The organism is Pseudomonas sp. MRSN 12121 (genome assembly GCF_000931465.1).
GTDB lineage: Bacteria > Pseudomonadota > Gammaproteobacteria > Pseudomonadales > Pseudomonadaceae > Aquipseudomonas.
The window spans coordinates 686,525-706,089 of sequence record NZ_CP010892.1; the positions used below are offsets into that span (position 1 = coordinate 686,525).

The 19,565-nt window shown below is 66.1% G+C and carries 20 protein-coding genes; all 20 read right to left on the reverse strand.

What is annotated here, in order from left to right; genetic code table 11:
• Positions 1 to 122: 122 nt before the first annotated feature.
• Positions 123 to 428 carry an urease subunit beta gene (locus tag TO66_RS03005; RefSeq protein ID WP_044460930.1) on the reverse strand — a complete coding sequence of 102 codons (306 nt, stop codon included), beginning with the start codon at positions 426 to 428 and terminating at the stop codon, positions 123 to 125.
• On the reverse strand, positions 425 to 958 hold the full coding sequence (locus TO66_RS03010; protein WP_044460931.1) for an N-acetyltransferase: 534 nt from the start codon (positions 956 to 958) through the stop codon (positions 425 to 427). Before TO66_RS03010 ends, TO66_RS03005 begins: the two co-directional genes overlap by 4 nt.
• A gap of 2 nt (positions 959 to 960) precedes the next feature.
• A complete protein-coding gene (locus TO66_RS03015) occupies positions 961 to 1,497 on the reverse strand; it encodes a GNAT family N-acetyltransferase (RefSeq protein WP_044460932.1) in 537 nt (178 codons plus the stop codon).
• 9 nt (positions 1,498 to 1,506) lie between these two features.
• Positions 1,507 to 1,809 (reverse strand): urease subunit gamma, encoded by a 303-nt coding sequence (gene ureA, locus TO66_RS03020; RefSeq protein WP_044460933.1) that lies wholly within the window; start codon positions 1,807 to 1,809, stop codon positions 1,507 to 1,509.
• A 138-nt stretch (positions 1,810 to 1,947) separates the two neighbouring features.
• Positions 1,948 to 2,787: an urease accessory protein UreD gene (locus TO66_RS03025; RefSeq protein WP_044460934.1), complete on the reverse strand. Its 840-nt coding sequence runs from the start codon at positions 2,785 to 2,787 to the stop codon at positions 1,948 to 1,950.
• A gap of 42 nt (positions 2,788 to 2,829) precedes the next feature.
• On the reverse strand, positions 2,830 to 3,528 hold the full coding sequence (gene urtE, locus TO66_RS03030) for an urea ABC transporter ATP-binding subunit UrtE (RefSeq protein ID WP_044460935.1): 699 nt from the start codon (positions 3,526 to 3,528) through the stop codon (positions 2,830 to 2,832).
• 146 nt (positions 3,529 to 3,674) lie between these two features.
• Complete coding sequence (gene urtD, locus TO66_RS03035; RefSeq protein WP_044460936.1) at positions 3,675 to 4,535, reverse strand: urea ABC transporter ATP-binding protein UrtD; 861 nt, start codon at positions 4,533 to 4,535, stop codon at positions 3,675 to 3,677.
• Positions 4,532 to 5,611 carry an urea ABC transporter permease subunit UrtC gene (gene urtC / locus TO66_RS03040; protein WP_044460937.1) on the reverse strand — a complete coding sequence of 360 codons (1,080 nt, stop codon included), beginning with the start codon at positions 5,609 to 5,611 and terminating at the stop codon, positions 4,532 to 4,534. Before urtC ends, urtD begins: the two co-directional genes overlap by 4 nt.
• Positions 5,611 to 7,113 carry an urea ABC transporter permease subunit UrtB gene (gene urtB / locus TO66_RS03045; RefSeq protein ID WP_156162034.1) on the reverse strand — a complete coding sequence of 501 codons (1,503 nt, stop codon included), beginning with the start codon at positions 7,111 to 7,113 and terminating at the stop codon, positions 5,611 to 5,613. The genes urtC and urtB overlap by 1 nt, the downstream gene beginning before the upstream one ends.
• Positions 7,114 to 7,225: 112 nt before the next feature.
• Positions 7,226 to 8,491: an urea ABC transporter substrate-binding protein gene (urtA, locus tag TO66_RS03050; protein WP_044460939.1), complete on the reverse strand. Its 1,266-nt coding sequence runs from the start codon at positions 8,489 to 8,491 to the stop codon at positions 7,226 to 7,228.
• A gap of 308 nt (positions 8,492 to 8,799) precedes the next feature.
• Positions 8,800 to 9,810 (reverse strand): iron ABC transporter permease, encoded by a 1,011-nt coding sequence (locus TO66_RS03055; RefSeq protein ID WP_044460940.1) that lies wholly within the window; start codon positions 9,808 to 9,810, stop codon positions 8,800 to 8,802.
• Positions 9,807 to 10,778: an ABC transporter substrate-binding protein gene (locus TO66_RS03060; RefSeq protein WP_044460941.1), complete on the reverse strand. Its 972-nt coding sequence runs from the start codon at positions 10,776 to 10,778 to the stop codon at positions 9,807 to 9,809. The genes TO66_RS03055 and TO66_RS03060 overlap by 4 nt, the downstream gene beginning before the upstream one ends.
• Entirely contained in the window at positions 10,775 to 11,563 is a 789-nt protein-coding gene (locus TO66_RS03065) for an ABC transporter ATP-binding protein (RefSeq protein WP_044460942.1), read from the reverse strand. The genes TO66_RS03060 and TO66_RS03065 overlap by 4 nt, the downstream gene beginning before the upstream one ends.
• A gap of 131 nt (positions 11,564 to 11,694) precedes the next feature.
• Positions 11,695 to 13,824 carry a TonB-dependent siderophore receptor gene (locus tag TO66_RS03070; RefSeq protein ID WP_044460943.1) on the reverse strand — a complete coding sequence of 710 codons (2,130 nt, stop codon included), beginning with the start codon at positions 13,822 to 13,824 and terminating at the stop codon, positions 11,695 to 11,697.
• Between the two features lie 156 nt (positions 13,825 to 13,980).
• On the reverse strand, positions 13,981 to 15,363 hold the full coding sequence (locus tag TO66_RS03075) for a PepSY domain-containing protein (RefSeq protein WP_044460944.1): 1,383 nt from the start codon (positions 15,361 to 15,363) through the stop codon (positions 13,981 to 13,983).
• Between the two features lie 134 nt (positions 15,364 to 15,497).
• The gene (locus tag TO66_RS03080; RefSeq protein ID WP_044460945.1) at positions 15,498 to 17,633 is read right to left on the reverse strand and encodes a TonB-dependent copper receptor; all 2,136 of its coding nucleotides are present in this window, start codon (positions 17,631 to 17,633) and stop codon (positions 15,498 to 15,500) included.
• 94 nt (positions 17,634 to 17,727) lie between these two features.
• The gene (locus TO66_RS03085) at positions 17,728 to 18,081 is read right to left on the reverse strand and encodes a DUF2946 domain-containing protein (protein WP_044465929.1); all 354 of its coding nucleotides are present in this window, start codon (positions 18,079 to 18,081) and stop codon (positions 17,728 to 17,730) included.
• A gap of 105 nt (positions 18,082 to 18,186) precedes the next feature.
• Positions 18,187 to 18,681, reverse strand: coding sequence for a copper chaperone PCu(A)C (locus TO66_RS03090; protein WP_044460946.1), 495 nt, complete (start codon positions 18,679 to 18,681; stop codon positions 18,187 to 18,189).
• Between the two features lie 48 nt (positions 18,682 to 18,729).
• Positions 18,730 to 19,128, reverse strand: a complete 399-nt coding sequence (locus tag TO66_RS03095) for a DUF2946 domain-containing protein (protein ID WP_044460947.1) — start codon at positions 19,126 to 19,128, stop codon at positions 18,730 to 18,732.
• A 113-nt stretch (positions 19,129 to 19,241) separates the two neighbouring features.
• The gene (locus TO66_RS03100) at positions 19,242 to 19,565 is read right to left on the reverse strand and encodes a DNA-binding protein (protein WP_044460948.1); all 324 of its coding nucleotides are present in this window, start codon (positions 19,563 to 19,565) and stop codon (positions 19,242 to 19,244) included.

Here is a 19,565-nt window from a genome sequence, read left to right on the forward strand (position 1 = left end):
TTCAATTGGATTTGAGACCGCTCGCGTAGCTCGCTATCGCGGGCAAGCTCGCTCCTACACATACAGCGCGATCCCGTAGGAGCGAGGCTTGCCCGCGATGGCGTCAGAACAGGCAATGCACCTTAAAGGTCGCCCATCACCCGCCCGGCAAAGCCGAACACCCGGCGATGCCCGGCCAGCTCCACCAGTTCCACTTCGCGGGTCTGGCCCGGCTCGAAGCGCACGGCGGTGCCGGCCGGGATATTCAGGCGCATGCCACGGCTGGCGGCGCGGTCGAAGCTCAGGGCGTCGTTGGTTTCGAAAAAGTGATAGTGCGAGCCCACCTGGATCGGTCGGTCGCCGCTGTTGGCGACGCTCAGGCTGAGGGTGCGGCGGCCGGCGTTGAGTTCGATGTCGCCGGGCTGGATCTGGTATTGGCCTGGAATCATACGGGTTGCCCCAGAGTCTTGAAGTAAATGGCGGTCGGGCTGTAGCTGCCGTCCGGGCTTTGGCAATAGTTCGGCAATTCGCCGACCCGGGTATAACCCAGGGCGCTGTAGAAGGCCTCGGCGTCGGAGCCGGCCTCGGTGTCCAGGTACAGCAGGCCGCGCTTATGCTGGCGCGCCGCGTGTTCCACGGCGTTCATCAATTGCTGGCCCATGCCGCGGCGGCGGGCGTCGTGGCGCACTTGCAGCTTCTGCACCTCGGCGCGGTTGAGGCCGTTGGGCTTCTGGCACAGGGCCAGTTGCACGCTGGCCAGGACCACCTCGTCCTGCACCACCACCCACAGCAGCAGGCTGCCGTCGGCGATGCTGGCCTGCACGCCGTTGACGTAGGCGCTGGCCTGTTCCTGGTCGAGGTCGGCCATGAAACCGATCGAGGCGCCGTGACCCACGGCGTCGAACAACAGATCAATCAAGCCCTGACGATAATGGGCAAAGCTCTCCGCATGGACTCGACGCAAATGGGCAGTGTTCATCACTAGTTCTCTGGGTGGGTGGAGGGCGGTGGCGCCCCCGGATCGAGGGTCAGTTGCATGAAGGTCAGGTCCAGCCAGCGGCCGAACTTGGTGCCCACCTGCGGCATCTGTCCGGTGGTGACGAACCCCAGGCGTTCGTGCAGGCGGATCGAGGCGCCATTGCCGCTTTCGATGGCGGCGACCATCACGTGCTTGGCGCAGTGGCCGGCCCGTTCGATCAACGCGCGCATCAGTTGCGGGCCCAGGCCGTTGCCGCGCTGGTCGCTGCGGATATACACCGAGTGCTCGACGGTATGGCGAAAGCCTTCGAAGGGCCGCCAGTCGCCGAACGAGGCATAGCCGAGCACGCTCTGCCCGGCGTCGACCGCCACCAGGATCGGATAGCCCTGGGCCTGCCGGGCGCTGAACCAGGCCTGGCGGTTGCCCAGGTCCACGGGCTGTTCGTTCCAGATCGCGGTGGTATTGAGCACGGCGTCGTTGTAGATGTCGCGGATCGCCGGCAGGTCGGCGTGCACGGCATCGCGGATGGCATAGGTCATGGCGTGGGCTCAGGCGATCGGTTGATGGACGGTGACCAGCTTGGTGCCGTCCGGGAAGGTCGCTTCCACCTGGATATCCGGGATCATCTCCGGGATGCCCTCCATCACTTGCTCGCGGGTGAGCAGGGTGGTGCCGTAGTGCATCAGCTCGGCCACGGTCTGGCCGTCGCGGGCGCCTTCGAGCAGCGCCGCGGAAATATAGGCGATGGCTTCCGGGTAGTTGAGCTTCACGCCACGGGCCAGGCGGCGCTCGGCCACCAGGCCGGCGGTGAAGATCAGCAGCTTGTCTTTTTCGCGTGGGGTCAGGTCCATCGTTCGAAATCCGTTGTTGGCAATTTGAAAAAACATGGGTAGGAGCGAGGCTTGCCCGCGATCCAGGCACCGCAGCGTTGCAGGCATACCGCGTTATCGTTCATCGCGGGCAAGCCTCGCTCCTACAAATATCGGTGTTCATGTGTTCCAGATCCTCGGTGGCAGTGCCTCGCGCCCCAGCAGGGCGGGGCGCAGCAGGCGCCACAGGTCGATCAGCCAGGCCCGGGCCAGCAGCGTTTCGCTGGCCAGGCAACGGGCCACCAGCAGGCCCGGCAGTTGCGTCAGGTCGCCGCGCACGGCGTGGCCCAGCGAGCGGCAGCGTTCCAGCAGCTCGGCGTCGATTTCGCCGCTGGCCAGCAAGGTGGCGAACACCGGCTGGCCGTCCAGGCCGATCGGCGAGTCGAGCAGGCCGTCGCCGCCGACAAGACGCTGGCGTTCGTGCCAGAGCAACTGGCCGTCGCGGCGGATGTCCAGGCGCGAATGGAAATGCCCCTGCTCGAACCGCTCGTCGCTGGCGGGCCGGCCCAGCGCCACCACGTCCCAGTAGAACAGCCGGGCGTCGCCTTGCAGCTCGATGCGGGTGCTCAGCTCGGCCTGGGCGGCGCTGAACACAATGGTTTCCTGGGGCAGCCATTCCAGTGTGGCACCGGTGGCGATAGTCAATTCCAGGGTCTGATAGGCGGGCCCGGTGGCGCGATACCACTTGGCCGCGCCGGGGCTGGTCAGTTGCGCCCAGGCATCGCGGTCGACGCTGGCGCGGATCTGCAGGCGGTCGCCGCCGGCGATACCGCCGGGCGGATGGACAATGATGTGCTGGCAGACCTCGGGGCCTTCGGCGTACAGGTGCTTCTGCACCCGCAGCGGGCCCTGGTGCCGGCGCAGGACCGGGCGCGTGCTGTCGCCGTAGCGGGCATAGCCGAGTTCCAGCTCGGCGTGCCAGCTGGGCGTGAACAGGGCGGTGGAAGCGGGCAGGTTCATGATTCGTGCTTACAGTCCGGACACTTCGGGCTAGATCCTAACCTAGATGGCTACCAGGCCGCGTACACCTTCTGCTTCCATGTGCTGGCCCTGGCCCTGCTGGACGATTTCGCCACGGGACATCACCAGGTAGCGGTCGGCCAGTTCGGCGGCAAAATCGTAGAACTGTTCCACCAGCAGGATGGCCATGTCGCCGCGCGCCGCGAGTTGCTTGATCACCGCGCCGATTTCCTTGATCACCGACGGCTGGATGCCCTCGGTGGGTTCGTCGAGGATCAGCAGCCGCGGCCGGCTGGCCAGGGCCCGGCCGATGGCCAGCTGTTGCTGCTGGCCGCCGGACAGGTCGCCGCCGCGCCGCTGTTTCATTTGCAGCAGCACCGGGAACAGCTCGTAGATGAAGGCCGGGACCTCCCTGGCTTCTTTGGCGGGAAACCGCGAAAGCCCCATCAGCAGGTTCTCCTCCACGGTCAGGCGGGCGAAGATCTCCCGGCCCTGGGGCACGTAGGCGATGCCGGCGTGCACCCGCTGGTGCGGTTTGTAGCCGGTGATGGCCTGGCCTTCCCAGGTCACCGCGCCTTCCCTGGCGGGCAGCAGGCCCATCAGGCATTTGAGCAGGGTGGTCTTGCCCACCCCGTTGCGCCCGAGCAGGCAGGTGACTTCGCCGACCTTCGCCTCGAAGCTCAGGCCCCGCAGGATGTGGCTACCGCCGTAGTACTGGTGCAGCTTGTCGACTTGCAGCATGTCCGGTTTCCTTTAAACAAACTGCAGGAGCATGGGGGGACGCCCAGTCCTTGCCCGCGAAGAACCTGAAAGCGATGCGTTCATTCAGGCAGCACGCGTCATCGTTAACGTCCATCGCGGGCAAGCCTCGCTCCTACAGATAGCCATCAGCGGCCGAGGTAGACCTCGATCACCCGTGGGTTTTCCTGCACCTGTTCCAGCGACCCTTCGGCCAGCACGCTGCCCTGGTGCAGCACGGTCACGTGGTCGGCGATCGCGCCGACGAAGCCCATGTCGTGTTCCACCACCATCAGCGAATGCTTGCCGGCCAGGCTTTTGAACAGCTCGGCGGTGAACTCGGTCTCGGCGTCGGTCATGCCCGCCACCGGTTCGTCGAGTAGCAGCAGTTGCGGGTCCTGCATCAGCAGCATGCCGATCTCCAGGAACTGTTTCTGGCCGTGGGACAGCAGGCCGGCCGGGCGTTGCGCCGAGGACGTCAGGCGAATGGTCTCCAGCACTTCGTCGATCCGGTCTTTCTGCTCCCCGGAAAGTTTCGCCCGCAGGCTGGCCCACACCGACTTGTCGGTGTTCTGCGCCAGCTCCAGGTTCTCGAACACGCTCAGGGCCTCGAACACCGTGGGCTTCTGGAACTTGCGGCCGATCCCGGCCTGGGCGATGCGCACCTCGCTCATCTGCGTCAGGTCCAGGGTCTCGCCGAACCAGGCCTTGCCCTGGGTGGGGCGGGTCTTGCCGGTGATCACGTCCATCAGGGTGGTCTTGCCCGCGCCGTTGGGGCCGATGATGCAGCGCAGCTCACCGACGCCGATGTAGAGGTTCAGGTCGTTGAGCGCCTTGAAACCGTCGAAGCTGACGCTGATGTCTTCCAGGGTCAGGATGGTGCCGTGGCGGGTGTTCAGGCCCTGGCCCGCCGCCTGGCCGAGGCCGATGGCGTCGCGGCCGCTGCCGGCATCTTTATTGCTGTCGAGGATGGGTTCGAGCATGAAGTCCGCCGTCGGTGTGATTCTCATGATTCGCCCCTTTTCTTCAGCAAGCCGATCACGCCCTTGGGCAGGTACAGGGTCACGCCGATGAACAGCGCGCCGAGGAAGAACAGCCAGTATTCCGGGAAGGCCACGGTGAACCAGCTCTTCATGCCGTTGACCAGCCCGGCGCCGAGCAGCGGCCCAACCAGCGTGCCGCGACCGCCCAGGGCGACCCACACGGCGGCCTCGATGGAGTTGGTCGGCGACATCTCGCTGGGGTTGATGATGCCCACCTGCGGCACGTACAAGGCGCCGGCGAGGCCGCACAGCACCGCGCTCAGCACCCAGACGAACAGCTTGAAGCCGCGCGGGTCGTAGCCGCAGAACATCAGGCGGTTCTCGGCGTCGCGCAGGGCGGTCAGCACCCGGCCGAACTTGCTCCGGGCCAGGCGCCAGCCGATGTACAGGCTGGCCACCAGCAACAGCACGGTGGCCAGGAACAGCACCGCGCGGGTGCCCGGCTCGGTGATGCCGAAGCCGAGGATGCTGCGGAAGTTGGTGAAGCCGTTGTTGCCGCCAAAGCCGGTCTCGTTGCGAAAGAACAGCAGCATGCCGGCGAAGGTCAGGGCCTGGGTCATGATCGAGAAATACACGCCCTTGATCCGCGAACGAAAGGCGAAGAAGCCGAACACCAGCGCCAGCACTCCCGGCGCCAGCACCACCAGGCACAGCGCCCAGAGGAAACTGTCGGTGCCGGCCCAGTACCAGGGCAGTTCGCTCCACGACAGGAAGGTCATGAACGCCGGCAGGGCGTCGCCCGCCGCCTGGCGCATCAGGTACATGCCCATGGCGTAGCCGCCGAGGGCGAAGAACAGCCCGTGGCCCAGGGACAGCAGCCCGGCGTAGCCCCAGACCAGGTCCAGGGCCAGGGCGACTATGGCGTAGCAGAGGATCTTGCCCACCAGGGTCAGGGTGTAGGCCGAGATGTGCAGCGCGCTGTCCGCCGGCAGCAGCGACAGCAGCGGCAGGGCAATCAACAGCGCAAGCACCGCGGCGCCGAGGGCCATCGTGAGTTTCGGGCCAGCCTTTTGGGTGGCTGTGACTAAGAGGGGCTGGTTCATCAGTCGATCACCCGTCCTTTCAGTGCGAAGAGGCCTTGCGGACGTTTCTGAATAAACAGAATGATCAGCGCCAGGATCAGGATCTTGCCGAGCACGGCGCCGATCTGCGGTTCGAGAATCTTGTTGGCGACCCCCAGGCCGAAGGCGGCGAACACACTGCCGGCCAGTTGGCCGACGCCGCCGAGCACCACCACCAGGAACGAGTCGATGATGTAGCTCTGGCCCAGGTCCGGGCCGACGTTGCCGATCTGGCTCAGGGCCACGCCGCCGAGGCCGGCGATGCCGGAGCCAAGGCCGAAGGCGAGCATGTCCACCCGGCCGGTGGGCACGCCGCAGCAGGCGGCCATGTTGCGGTTCTGGGTAACGGCGCGCACGTTCAGGCCCAGGCGGGTCTTGTTCAGCAGCAGCCAGGTCAGCACCACCACGAACAGCGCGAAGGCGATGATCACGATGCGGTTGTAGGGCAGCACCAGGTTGGGCAGCACCTGGACCCCGCCCGACAGCCAGGCCGGGTTCGCCACCTCGACGTTCTGCGCGCCGAAGACCAGGCGTACCAGCTGGATCAGCATCAGGCTGATGCCCCAGGTGGCCAGCAGGGTTTCCAGTGGCCGGCCGTAGAGGTGACGGATCACCGTGCGCTCCAGGGCCATGCCGATGCCGGCGGTGACGAAGAACGCCACTGGCAGCGCGAGCAGCGGGTAGAACTCGATGGCCTGCGGCGCATAGCGCTGGAACAGCCACTGCACCATGTAGGTGGCGTAGGCGCCGAGCATCAGCATCTCGCCGTGGGCCATGTTGATCACCCCGAGCAGGCCGAAGGTGATCGCCAGGCCGAGGGCCGCCAGCAGCAGGATCGAACCCAGGGAGAGGCCGCTGAACGCCTGGCCGAGCACTTCGCCCACCAGCAGCTTGCGCTTGACCTGGGCCAGGCTGGTTTCGGCGGCGGTACGCACCCCGGCATCGGCTTCGACGCCGGGGGCGAGCAGGCTTTCGAGGCGGGTGCGCGCCAGCGGGTCGCCGGTCTCGCCCAGCAGGCGCACGGCGGCCAGGCGCACGGCCGGGTCGCTGTCCACCAGTTGCAGGTTGGCCAGGGCCAGGCCCAGGGCGTCGTGCACGCCTGGGTCGCGTTCGGCGGCCAGGGCGCCGTCGAGGAATTTAAGCTGCGCCGGCCGGGCGCTCTTCTGCAATTGCCGGGCGGCGGCCAGGCGGACGCCGGGATCGGCGGCGAGCAGTTGGTGGCTGGCCAGGGCATTGTCGATCAGGCCGCGCAGGCGGTTGTTCAGGCGCAGGGGCTTGGTTTCCCCGGCGATGTTCAGTTGGCCTTGCTGCAAGGCGCCGAGCAGTTCGATGCGCGCCGGGTCGGGCTGTGCGGCCCAGGCTTCCAGGAGCCGGGCCTGCTCGCCGGAATTGCCGGCAACGAAGTCTTCGGCATCGCCGGCGTGGGCGGCGAGCGGCAACAGCAGGAGGCAGGCCATAAGCAGACGATAAAGCGACATGGTCACGTCCTTGAATACGACAGAGAACCCTGTAGGAGCGGAGCTTGCCCGCGATAGCGGTATTCCTGACCCACCGCTATCGCGGGCAAGCCTCGCTCCTACAAAAAGGGGGCGGCGGTCAGTTGCTCTTCACCGCGTAGTCCGGCTTCTTGTCGTTACCCGGGATGAACGGGCTCCACGGCTGGGCGCGGATCGGCCCCTCGGTCTGCCAGACCACGTTGAACTGCCCGTCGGGCTGGATCTCGCCGATCATCACCGGCTTGTGCAGGTGATGGTTGGTCTTGTCCATGGTCAGGGTGTAGCCCGACGGCGCGGCGAAGGTCTGCCCGGCGAGTGCCTCGCGGACCTTGTCGACGTCGGTGGACTTGGCCTTCTCCACTGCCTGGGCCCACATATGGATGCCGACATAGGTGGCTTCCATCGGGTCGTTGGTCACGGCCTTGTCGGCACCCGGCAGGTTCTTGGCCTTGGCGTAGGCTTTCCAGTCGGCGACGAACTTCTGGTTCACCGGGTTCTCCACGGACTCGAAGTAGTTCCAGGCCGCGAGGTTGCCCACCAGCGGCTTGGTGTCGATGCCGCGCAGTTCTTCCTCGCCCACCGAGAAGGCCACCACCGGCACCTCGGTGGCTTTCAGGCCCTGGTTGGCCAGCTCCTTGTAGAACGGCACGTTGGAGTCGCCGTTGACCGTGGAGATGACCGCGGTCTTGCCGCCGGCGGCGAACTTCTTGATGTTGGCGACGATGGTCTGGTAGTCGCTGTGGCCGAACGGCGTGTAGACCTCTTCGATGTCCTTGTCGGCCACGCCCTTGGAATGCAGGAACGAGCGTAGGATCTTGTTGGTGGTGCGCGGGTAGACGTAGTCGGTGCCCAGCAGGAAGAAGCGCTTGGCGCTGCCACCGTCTTCGCTCATCAGGTATTCCACCGCCGGGATCGCCTGCTGGTTCGGCGCCGCGCCGGTGTAGAACACGTTCGGCGACATCTCTTCGCCTTCGTACTGCACCGGGTAGAACAGCAGGCCGTTGAGCTCCTCGAACACCGGCAGCACCGACTTGCGCGACACCGAGGTCCAGCAGCCGAACACCACGGCGACCTTGTCCTGGGTCAGCAGCTGCCGGCCTTTCTCGGCGAACAGCGGCCAGTTGGAGGCCGGGTCGACCACCACCGCTTCGAGCTTTTTACCGTTGACCCCGCCCTTGGCATTGATCTCATCGATGGTCATCAGCGCCATGTCCTTGAGCGAGGTTTCGGAGATCGCCATGGTCCCCGACAGCGAGTGCAGGATACCGACCTTGATGGTCTCGGCGGCCTGGACCGTCCAGGTCATGCCCATCGCCGCAATGCTTGCGGTGAGTGTGAAAGCCTTGATCAAGCTGCGACGCTTCATTGTGCGATCTCCATGAACTTATGAGTTTTCTGATGGGCAGATGCGGACTACTGAAGGGCTGTTTTGCAAGGGGTGTGCCGAGTCGGCGCGAGGCAGGGAAATGTCGCTTTTAGCGCGGTGGGGGAGAAAGCCGGCGCACCATTGCGGGGCCGGGGGGAGTCTTTGGTGCGGGCGAATGCGCTTCGTTGGTGCTGATGGGGCCGTGCGCGTTTTTTGTAGGAGCGAGCGGGCGGCGATCCGACTTGCCCGCGATAGCGGTGTACCTAATGCGCCGCCATCGCGGGCAAGCCTCGCTCCTACAACGGCCCTTAGCGGCGGCGCATCAGGCCGATGAAGAACAGGCCGCCGATGGCCGCGGTGGCCACGCCTATGGGCAGGTCTTCGGGGGCGATCAGGGTGCGGGCGGCGACATCCACCCAGACCAGGAACAGGCTGCCCAGCAGCACACAAACGGGCAGCAGCCGACGATGCTCGGCGCCGACCAGGCGCCGGGCGATGTGCGGCACCATCAGCCCGACAAAGCCGATGGAGCCACTGATGGACACCAGCACCCCGGTCATCAGCGAGGCGATCAGGAACACCCGCAGGCGCACGTTGCGGGCACTCAGGCCCAGGGTCACGGCGGTCTGTTCGCCGGCCATCAGCGCGTTCAACGGCCGCGCCATGCCCAGCAGCAGGCCCAGCCCCAGCAGCACGCTGGCCGCTGGCACCGCAAGCAGTTCCCAGCGCGCCAGGCCCAGCCCGCCGAGCATCCAGAACATCACCGCCGAACTGGCGCGGTGGTCGCCCATGAACAGCAGCAGGTTGGCCACCGCCATCATCACGAACGACACCGCCACCCCGCACAGCAGCAGGCGGTCGCTGTCGAGCCGGCCATGGCGCGCGGCGATGCCGAGCACCAGCAGCATGCTCGCCAGGGCGCCGATGAAGGCGGCGATGGGCAGGGTCAGCAGGCCGACGATTTCCCCCACATGCAGCACCACGATCACCGCGCCCAGGGTGGCGCCGGACGTCACGCCGAGCAGGTGCGGATCGGCCAGCGGGTTGCGCGTCACCGCTTGCAGCACCGCGCCGATCAGCGCCAGCCCGGCGCCGACCAGGGCGCCGAGCAACATGCGTGGCACGCGGATCAGCCAGACGATGTGTTCCTGGCCGGTGCTCCAGTCCACTTCGCCCAGGCCCAGGGTCTTGTGCAGCAGGATGCGCCACACCACGTCCACCGGCACCCGCGCCGAGCCGAAGCCCAGGGACAGCACGCAGGAGGCCAGCAGCAGGGCGCCGAGGACGATGAGCAAGCCGGCATAACGACGATCGATCATGCGCCGTGGAAACCCTTGGCCAGGGTTTCCACCGCCTCGACGTTGTCGATGCCCGGCGTGGCCTGCACGTAGGGGATCACGATAAAGCGCTGGTTCCTGATCGCGTCCACCGATTGCAGCGCCGGGTTGTCCAGCAGGAACTGCTGTTTCTGCTCGGCGCTGATTTCGCTGTAGTCGACGATCACGATCACCTGCGGATTGCGTTCGACCACGGTTTCCCAGTTGACCCGGGTCCAGCTGGCGTCGATGTCATCGAGGATGTTGCGTCCGCCGGCGGCGTCGATCAGCGCCTGCGGCATGCCCAGGCGGCCGGAGGTCATGGCGCGGTCCTCGCCGCTGTCATAGAGGAACACCCGCGGTTTTTCCGTGGGCAGGCCCTGCCGGATCGCCGCGACCTGCTGCTGCATGTCGGCGATCAACTGGTTGGCGCGGTCTTGCACGTCGAAGATCTTGCCCAGGTTGCGCAGGTCGTTGTAGGTGTCGTCGAGGGTCGCCGGCGGGCGCTTCATCACGAAGGCGCAGGACTCGGTCAGCTCCAGCACGTTGATGCCCAGCGGCGTCAGGGTTTGCGGGGTGAGGTCGCCGCCGACGCGCATGCCGTAGTCCCAGCCGGCGAAGAAGAAGTCGACGTTGGCGTCGAGCAGGGTCTCCACCGACGGGTACTTGGCCGCCAGCTCCGGCAGGCCGTCGAGGATGTTGCGCATCTCGGGCGTCACCGCTTTCCAGCCGCTGATGCCGCTGTAGCCGACCATGCGCGATTTGAGGCCGAGGGCGAGCATCATCTGGGTCATGTTGATGTCGTGGCTCAGGGCGTGCTTCGGCGCTTCCTTGAAGGTCACCTCGCGGTTGCAGCTGTGGACGGTCAGCGGGTAGCGGGTGGCTTCGGCGAAGGCCGGGGCGACGGTCAGCGACAGGGCAAGCAGCAGGCCGGAGCGAAGCAGGCGGTGGAGTGAGACGCGCGGGGTCATGGTTGGGTTATCCAGGTGATTCGTGGGTAGCCGGACAGCGGGTGTTCGTCGACCAGCGCCTCGACACCGAACACCCGGTGCAGCAGCTCGCGGGTCAGGACTTCGGCCGGCGTGCCGCTGGCGACGATGCGCCCGTGATCGAGCACGTACAGGCGGTCGCAGAAGGCCGCGGCGAGGTTCAGGTCGTGGATGCTGGCGAGGGTGCCGATGCCCAGGCGCTTGACCCGTTGCAGCAGCTCCAGCTGGTAGCGCGGGTCGAGGTGGTTGGTCGGTTCGTCGAGGATCAGCAGTTGCGGTTGCTGGGCCAGGGCGCGGGCCAGGATCACCCGCTGCTTTTCGCCGCCGGACAGCGTCGCGAAGGCATGCGCCTCGAAGCCCAGCAGGCCCACCGATTCCAGGGCCTGGCGGGCGATCTCGCGGTCCTGCGCGGTGTCGCCGTCGAACAGGCCCTTGTGCGGTGTGCGGCCCATGGCGACCACTTCTGCGACGGTCAGGCCGAAGGCTTCGGGAAACTCCTGCAACACCACCGCGATGCGCTGGGCGCACCAGCGCGGCGTCTGTTGCCACACGTTGGCGTGATCGAGCAGGACCTCGCCCTGTTCCGGTCGGCTGAAGCGATAGCTGCAACGCAGCAGGCTGGTCTTGCCGCTGCCGTTGGGGCCGATCAGGCCGACGAACTCGCCCGGCGCCACCCGCAGGCTGGCCTCACGCAGTTGGAACTGGTGATGACAGTGGCCCTGGCCCTGGGGCGTCCAGGTCAGGTTGGCGAGGTTCAGCGAGGTCATGCGTTCACTCTTGATATAGGGGGTGTTGCTACGGGCGTTATCGCGGGCAAGCCTCGCTCCTACAAAAGCGACGGCGGACCTGTAGGAGCGAGCGGGCGGCGATCCGACTTGCCCGCGATAGGGCCGTGGGTTCAGAACTGATAATCGGCGGTCACGAAAAACGAGCGCGGTTCGCCGAGGATCCATTGCTGGCCCTCATTGTATTGGCTTTGCGCGTACTGCCGGTCGAACAGATTGTTCAGCTGCAAACCGAAGGTGGTATTGCGCAAGGCCTGCCATGACAACACGGCGTCGACCACGGTGTAGCCGGGCAGCTCATTGCGGTTGGCCAGGTCGGCATAGCGAGCGTCCACATAACGCAGCCCGGCGCCGGCCCGCAGCTTATCGGTCACGGCCTTGTTCAGCCACAGGTTGGCGGTGCGGCGCGGTACATCCACCGGCCGGTTGCCGCTGCGCGAGACGAATTGATTGCCGACCTGCTCGTCGAAATCGTCGTACCGGGCCCGAACGATGGCGGCGTTGGCCTGCAGTTGCCAGGCGTGCGGCAGTTGCAGCTCGAGGCTGGCCTCCAGGCCGTCGGACGATTGCTGGCCAACCTGCTGCTTGAGCGTGGGATTGCCGGGATCGTCGGTCAACAGCTTCTTCTTGACGATGTGGTAGGCGGCCAGCGTCCATTCGCCGCGCTGGTCCCAGAACAGCTGCTTGAGGCCGATCTCGCTCTGCCGGGCCGTGGCCAGGTCGTATTGCTGCTGGCTCGGGCTCAGGGAAATCAGGCCGCCGACGCCGTCGGTGCTGGTGGCGTACTGGCCGTAGAAAGAGGTGTCCGGAGTCAGGGCGAACACCAGGCCGACCTTCCAGTTGTTGCCGGTCAGGGTCTTGTCGCTCTGGCTGCCGTCTACCAGGTTGTCGCGGTCCACGTGCACGTAGTCGCGGCGCGCACCGGTCACCAGCGACCAGCGCTCGCTGAGCTGGGTGCGGTTTTCGGCGAAGGCCGACATTTGCCGGGTGGTGCTCTGGAACTGCGCGCGATAGGCCGAGGCGCTGTCGAAACGGCCCGGATTGGGATGGTGCAGGTCCAGCGGCTCGCCGTCTGGCAGCCGGTCGTTGAACGGCGAGTTGCTGTTGAGCTGGAAGCGGATGCGGTTGTAGTCGATGCCGGTCACGGTCTGGCTGTCGAGGCCGAACAGGCTGTGCTTGAAGGTCAGGGTCTGGCGGTCGCCGAGCTGTTCCTGCTGGTGCTTGATCGCGAAGTTGCCGCTGCGCAGCAACTGCTGGTTGCTTGGGCTGAAGCTATAGTTTTCGGCGTTCTGCCAGCGGCGCTGGGCCTTGAGGTAATACAACTCGTTGCTGGCGCTGACGCTGTCGGAAAGCTGCCATTCGCTGGTCAGGCGGGTCCACTGATCGTTGTAGTGCTGCTTGTCGTTGCCGATGTTGTAGTTGTTGTTGCGCAGGCCCTCGTGGAAACGGCCATTGATCAGCGGCGTACCGAAATCGTTCATCGGCTGCTGGTCGCCGTAGTCGTGGGCGAGGGTGAAGGCCAGGTCGTCCGTGGCCTGCCAGCGCAGGGCCGCGCTGACGAAGTCGCTGGCGCTGTCGCCGCGGTCGATCCAGCCATTGCTGCGTAGGCGGTTGAGGTTCAGGCGGTAACTCAGGGTGTCGCTCAGCGAGCCACCGCTGTCGAGGGCCTGCTGCTGGCGGTCATGGGAGCCGTAGCCCAGGCGCAGGTGGTTTTCGATCTCGCCGGCGAAGGGTTTCTTCGGAATCACGTTGACCACCGCACCGGTGGCGCCTTCGCCGTACAGCACCGAGGCCGGGCCGCGCAGCACGTCCACCCGCTCCACCGACCAGGTATCCACCGGGAAGGTCACGGTGCCCATGCCGCTGTACATACGATTGCCGTCATACAGCTGCATCACCGAACCCTGGCCGGTGAAGCCGCGGGCCTGCAACGAGGTGCCGCCGTCGCCCGGGGTGCCGGTGCGGCTGATGCCGGTGCCGCGCGACACCGCGTCCTGCACGCTGCGGTCGCCGCGTTGGCGGATCCGTTCGCCGCTCAGGCTCTCGGTGCTGGCCGGGGTTTGCAGGGCGCTCAGGCCCAGGCGCGAGCCGGCGGTGGTTGGGGTTTGCAGGCCGATTTCCTCGAGCGCGATCGCGGGCGCGCTGATGGTGCCCACGGGCAGGGTCAGGGGCGCTTCATCGGCCTGGACGGTGGGATTCAGGGCCAGCAGGCAGAGGCTGGAGGCAAGGTAGTTGTTCTTCATCGGGGCGGTGCGATCGCTTCTTCGATAGGGTTACCCGCAGCGTGGCGGCTGCGGGTAGGGATCTTACACGTTAGTGTTATAAAGTAACATTATGCGTGTTCAAAATTGAAGCGACAGCAGTCTACCGATGGCTCTGAATCCTGCATCTCGGCTGATTCATGATGAAGATGAAGCCGATTCAGCCGAGCGGTTCCAGCGCGACAGCAGCCCCTTGTCCAGCAGCCACACCGCCACCAGCGAAGCCCCGACCAGCGGGAAAATCACCGCCAGCGCGAGCATGATCGCCATCGCGGTTTTCCATTTCGGCAGGTCGTGGCGCAGCGGCGGCACACCGAGGCGTCCCTGTGGCCGGCGCTTCCACCAGATCACCAGGCCGCTGACGGCGCTCAGCAGGATCATCAGGCAGATCAGCAGCACCACGATCTGGTTGACCGGGCCGAACATCTTGCCTTCGTGCAGCATCACCCCGATCTCGGTGGCGCGGGCCACATTGCTGTAGTGCTCGAAACGCACGTCGGCCAGGACCTTGCCGGTGTACTGGTCGACATGCAGGGTGGCGTCGTTGCGCGGGTCGTCGGCGAACACGGCGATGGTGAACACGCCGCTGGCGGTGGTCGGCAAGGTGATGCTGTAGCCGGGCTCGACCTGGCGCTGGGTGGCGATGTCCTGCACGTTCTGCAGGCTGATCGCCGGGGCCGCGGGACCTTCGTGCGCAGCGCCGTGGGCCATGTGTTCGGCATGGTCGCCGGACATCGGCATGGGCGTATTCTCCATGGCCCAGGGCACGGTCTGGCGGCTGGCGCTGTTGAGCTCGCCGGCCTGCTGGTCGGACTGGGGCACGTCGTTCCACATCGCCGCCGGAAAGCGGTTCCACAGCTCGGCGTATTGCTTGCCCCAGAAGCCGGTCCAGGTCATGCCGCTGAGCAGCATCACCAGCAGGAACGCTGCGCCCCAGAAGCCGACCACGGCGTGCAGGTCGCGCCACAGCACCCGGCCGCGGCTGCTCCAGCGCGGCCACAGCACGCCGGCCGCAGACTTGCCGCGCGGCCACCACAGGTACAGGCCGGACACCACCAGGACGATGCCCCAGCCCGCCGCCAGCTCCACCAGGCGGTCGCCCAGGGTGCCGATCATCAGCTCGCCGTGAATGGCCCGGGCGATGGCCTGCAGATTGTTCTTGGCGTCCTGCTCGCCGAGGATGTCGCCGTGGTAGGGGTCGACGAACACATTCAATTCGCGGCCATCCTTCTGCACCACGAACTGCGCGCTGCGCCTGGCGTCGAGGGGCGGCAGGTACTGTTTGACCTGGCCCTGCGGGTAGGCGACCCGGACGCGTTCGAGCTGCTCGTCGGCACTGAGGATGTGGTGCCCCGCCGGCACTTGCAGCAGGCCGCCGTACATCAGCGGATCGAGCTGGGGCTTGAACAGGTAGATGATCCCGGTCAGGGACAGCATCACCATGAACGGCGCGACGAACAGCCCGGCATAGAAATGCCAGCGCCAGGCCAGGTTGTAGAAAGACACTTTGGGTTGGCTCATCAGGAAAGGCTCCGCATGGGCAATGGATCTGTTTTTGTCGGTGTACGCGGCGGTTGTGCCGCCTCGATCGCGAGCGAACTCGCTCCTGCATGGCCGGTAAGGTTCTGTAGGAGCGAGCTTGCTCGCGATGCCGTTTAGAAGCTCAAGTCCACCTTGGTCCAGAGCGTGCGTCCCGGTTCGTTGATGGCTTGCGGGTCATTGGCCGGGTAGCCGAACCCGGCGTTGCCGGCCAGGTTCAGGTGCTCGGCATAGGCCTTGCCGAACAGGTTGTCGACGCCGCTGCTGACCTTCAGATTCTTGTTGATCCGATAGGCGCCGTTGAGCGAGAACACGCCGAAGCCGCCGCTCTTGCCGAAGTCCTTGCCGACCACGTTGCCCTTGTTTTCGTCGATGCGGTTCTGCGCGGCCACGACCCGCCACAGGGCACCGGCACTCCATTTGTCCTGGCTGTAGGTCAGGCCGAAACGCGTGTCCAGCGGCGGCATCTGCGGCAACGGCGAGCCGTCGCTGCTGTTCTTGCCCCAGGCGTAGGCCAGGGTGGCATCGGCCTTCCAGTTGTCGGTCAGCTTGTAGGCTGCGCCGAGTTCGCCGCCCATGATGCGGGCGTCGATGTTCTCGGCCTGGGAGGTCATGCCCATCATGCCGGGGCGGTAGTTGAACAGGATGTAGTCGCGTACCTGGCCGATGTAGCCCGAGGCCCAGGCTTCCAGTTCGGCGGTCTTGTATTGCAGGCCGAAGTCGAGCTGGGTGGTCTTTTCCGGCTTGATCGAGTCGAAGGCGTTGACCGATCCGGCCGGCCCCATCTTCGGCGAGAACAGCTCCCAGTAGTCCGGGAAACGCTGCGCATGGCCCAGGCCGACGTAGGCCGTGGCGGGGAGGTCGGCCAGGTCGTGCTCGTAACGGACGAAACCGCTGGGCAGGGTATCGGCGCGGGTATCGCCGGCGGTCGGGTTGGGCCGGGCCATCATCCCGGAGCCGATGCTCTGGCGGTAATCCTTGGCCGTGGCGCGGTCGACCCGGGCGCCGGTGATCAAGCGCTCGCGGTCGGCGGCGTACCAGGTCAGCTCGCCGAACGCACCGTAATTGTGGAAGTCGGCGTCCTTGGTGCGCGGCTGCTCCTTGTAGGTATCGATGCCCATGCCGCTGCGCTGGCGGTGCTCGTTGGTCTGCGCATCGATGCCGCCGATCAGTTGCACATCGGCCCAGCGCCAGGTGGCCTTGATCCGCGCGCCGAGCGTGCGACGGTCGACGTTGCTGGCCATGGGGCCGGCCATCATTCCGGTGCCCGATGGCGTGCGCAGGCTGTAGTTGTCCATCACGTGGTCGGCGTAGTTGTAGTAGACCTGCGCCTCGACCTTATCCAGCACCTCGCCGAGATTGGATCGCTCGAAGCGCAACCCCAGGCTTTCACGCTTGAACTGCGAGCCGTCCATGCCGCGCCCGGCGTATCGCGCCTCGCCGTCGCCCTTGCCGGCGGTGAGTTCCAGCAGGGTGTCGGCGTCCGGAGTCCAGCCCAGGGCGATGTCGCCGTTCCACTTCTCGTAGCGCGACGGCACGGTGTCGTTGTTGCCGTCCTTGTAGTCGTCGGAATGAGCCTGGTTGCCGATCACCCGCACGTAGCCCAGCGGTCCGCCGGCGGCGGCATCCACCACCTTGTCGAAGCGGCCGTTGGAGCCGGCCAGGAGGCTGGCATTGACCCGCGTGCCCAGCTCGCCGAAGTGCTCCGGCTCGCGGTCGAAGAGAATGGTCCCGGCCGAAGCGCCCGGGCCCCAGAGCACGGTTTGCGGGCCCTTGATCACCGTCAGCTGGTCGTAGGTTTCCGGCGAGATGTAGGAGGTCGGCGCATCCATGCGGCCGGGGCAGGCGCCGAGCATCATGCCGCCGTTGGTGAGGATGTTCAGGCGCGAGCCGAACATGCCGCGCAGCACCGGATCGCCATTGGTGCCGCCGTTGCGTACCAGGGCGAAGCCGGGGATGGTCTTGAGGTAGTCGCCACCGTCGCTGGCCGGGACGGGCTGGCGCGGGTCCTTGGGGTTGGTGACCACGGTCAGCGGCGAGCTGGGGGCGATGGCGGTGATCACCGTCGGGCTCAGTTCCTCGCCGTGCTGGCTATGGTCCATGGGCGGTTCGGCCGCCAGGGCCAGCGGTGTAAGCAGGGTGCCGCAGAGAACGGCAATGGCGTGGTTGAAGCGCACACGGGGTGGGTTCAGGGCAAAGGTAGCGGGTGCCTGGGCAGAGCACAGGCGAGTGTCAGCAGAAAACCTGGACATAAAGGTTCCATCGATCATTTCGTAAACAACACGGCCAGCAGCCTGCGGCTGTCTTTTCTACAGTCGGCCGGGTGAAGTGCAGTTGGGAGGAGGCTTACGCAATGATCGGTGGCGCGCGGGTGCGGGCGCCGGGGAACACCGTTTGCCGGGCATGGCCCAGGCGCGGCGAAGGGGTGAGGAAGTGGCTGGACGGCGCGCTGTCCAGCGCCGTGAACGCCAGGCTGCCAGGCAGCGCCGGGCAGTTGAACAGCAGGCCGCAATAGCCGCATCTTTCCCAGAGCCCGTGGTGATCGCCCTGGGCTTTGTCGTACGGCTGTGCGTGCGGGGTTTCCCCGTGGCAGCCGGGCTCGTCCATGCGCATGTCCATCGACATGGACATGTTCATCGGCATGGCCCGATCCATCGGCATCGACTGGGAAATCAGCGGACCGATAAAGATCATCAGCATGGCGAACAGGCTGATCCAGCTGCCGCGCCGTACTTTCAGGGGCGTGCGCAGGGATCGCCGGTTGCCGGGCGAGCGCAGGGAATTCACGGGAGTGACGGCCGGTGCTTATGGCGCGTGCATGTGTTCCTGGGTGCCCGCGGGCGCCTGTTTCTGCACCGCGACATCGACCGTGACGTCGCCGGATTTCTCGAAGTGCAGGGTCAGCGGGAAGCGCTTGCCATCGCTGAGCAGGCTGCGGTCCTTCAGCTCCAGCAGCATCACGTGATAGGCCATGGGCGCGAAGGTGACGGTCGCGCCGGGGGCGATCGCCACGTTGGCCACCTGCTGCATTTTCATCAGGTCGCCCTGCTGTACGTGCTCATGCAGCTCGGCCTTGGCGGAGATCGGCGAGTCGACCCCGAGCAGGCGATCGGCCTGCTTGCCGGTGTTGTGAATGACGAAATAGGCGGCCACCGTCGGGGCGTTCGGCGGCAGCTCCTGCGACCAGGGATGGGCAATCTGCAACTCGCCCACTTTGTATTCGTGGGCGGCGGCAAAACCGGTAGGCAACAGCAGGGCGGCCAGCAGCAGGGCTTGCAGGGCCGGGAGGGATTTCAACATGGCAGTTCTCCAGAACGATTCGACACGCAGTTCACCTGCGAGGTGGAATCAGACCAGAGGTGAGGCTCGGGGATTGAGGCTCGGCCATTGCTGGCGCGGCGTGGGCAGGGCCAGCACCGGCGGCGCGACGCTGCGGTTGGACTCGAAACGGGCGAAATACAGCTGCGGCATATGGCCCGGCAGCGCCACCAGGGGCGCCGAGCCGGAACAGCACCAGCAGTGCTGCATGTTGGAATGATCGTCGTTCTGCGGGGCCTGCTGCTCCAGCTTGCCCAGGGATATCGCCACCAGCCTGGTGCCGCTGGACGAGCAGAAACTGCCCCACAGCAGTTGCTCGGCGGGCGCCCGGTCAGTGGCTTGCTGGGCTCCCGAAAGCGGCATGGCAAGCATGTTGAACAGCACTGCGAAGCAGGCGATCCAGGCAAATGCGAGCCGTTGTCGGGACATGGTGACGATCCGTCAGGTTGAGCGAACAGGGAGGTATTTAGCCTGATCGCTGTGGATAAGTAAAAAGCCGCCGTGCGGTGTGGTGTCGCAGCGCGCTGTGGCTTGGCCCTGGCTCAATGGGCCGGGACCGCTCGGACCTCGATGGCGACGCCGAGCTGGACGCGGATGGCGGCGAAGATCGCGGCCAGGTTGTCCATGCTCGGGTTGCCGTGGGCGGACAGCATGCGGTGCAGGCTCTTGCTCGGCCTGGCGGTCTCCCGCGCCAGGGCTTCGAAGCCGACGGTGGCGTTGACCAGGTCGCGCAGAATGATCCGCGACATCTCCGGTTCGCCGTTGAGGAACAGCGTAGCAGCCTCGTCCAGCAGCGCCTGGGAAAACGCCGGGTCGCGCTCGGCCCGTTCGGCGATGCTGTGCTTGAAGCTTCGGGTCAGTGCCAT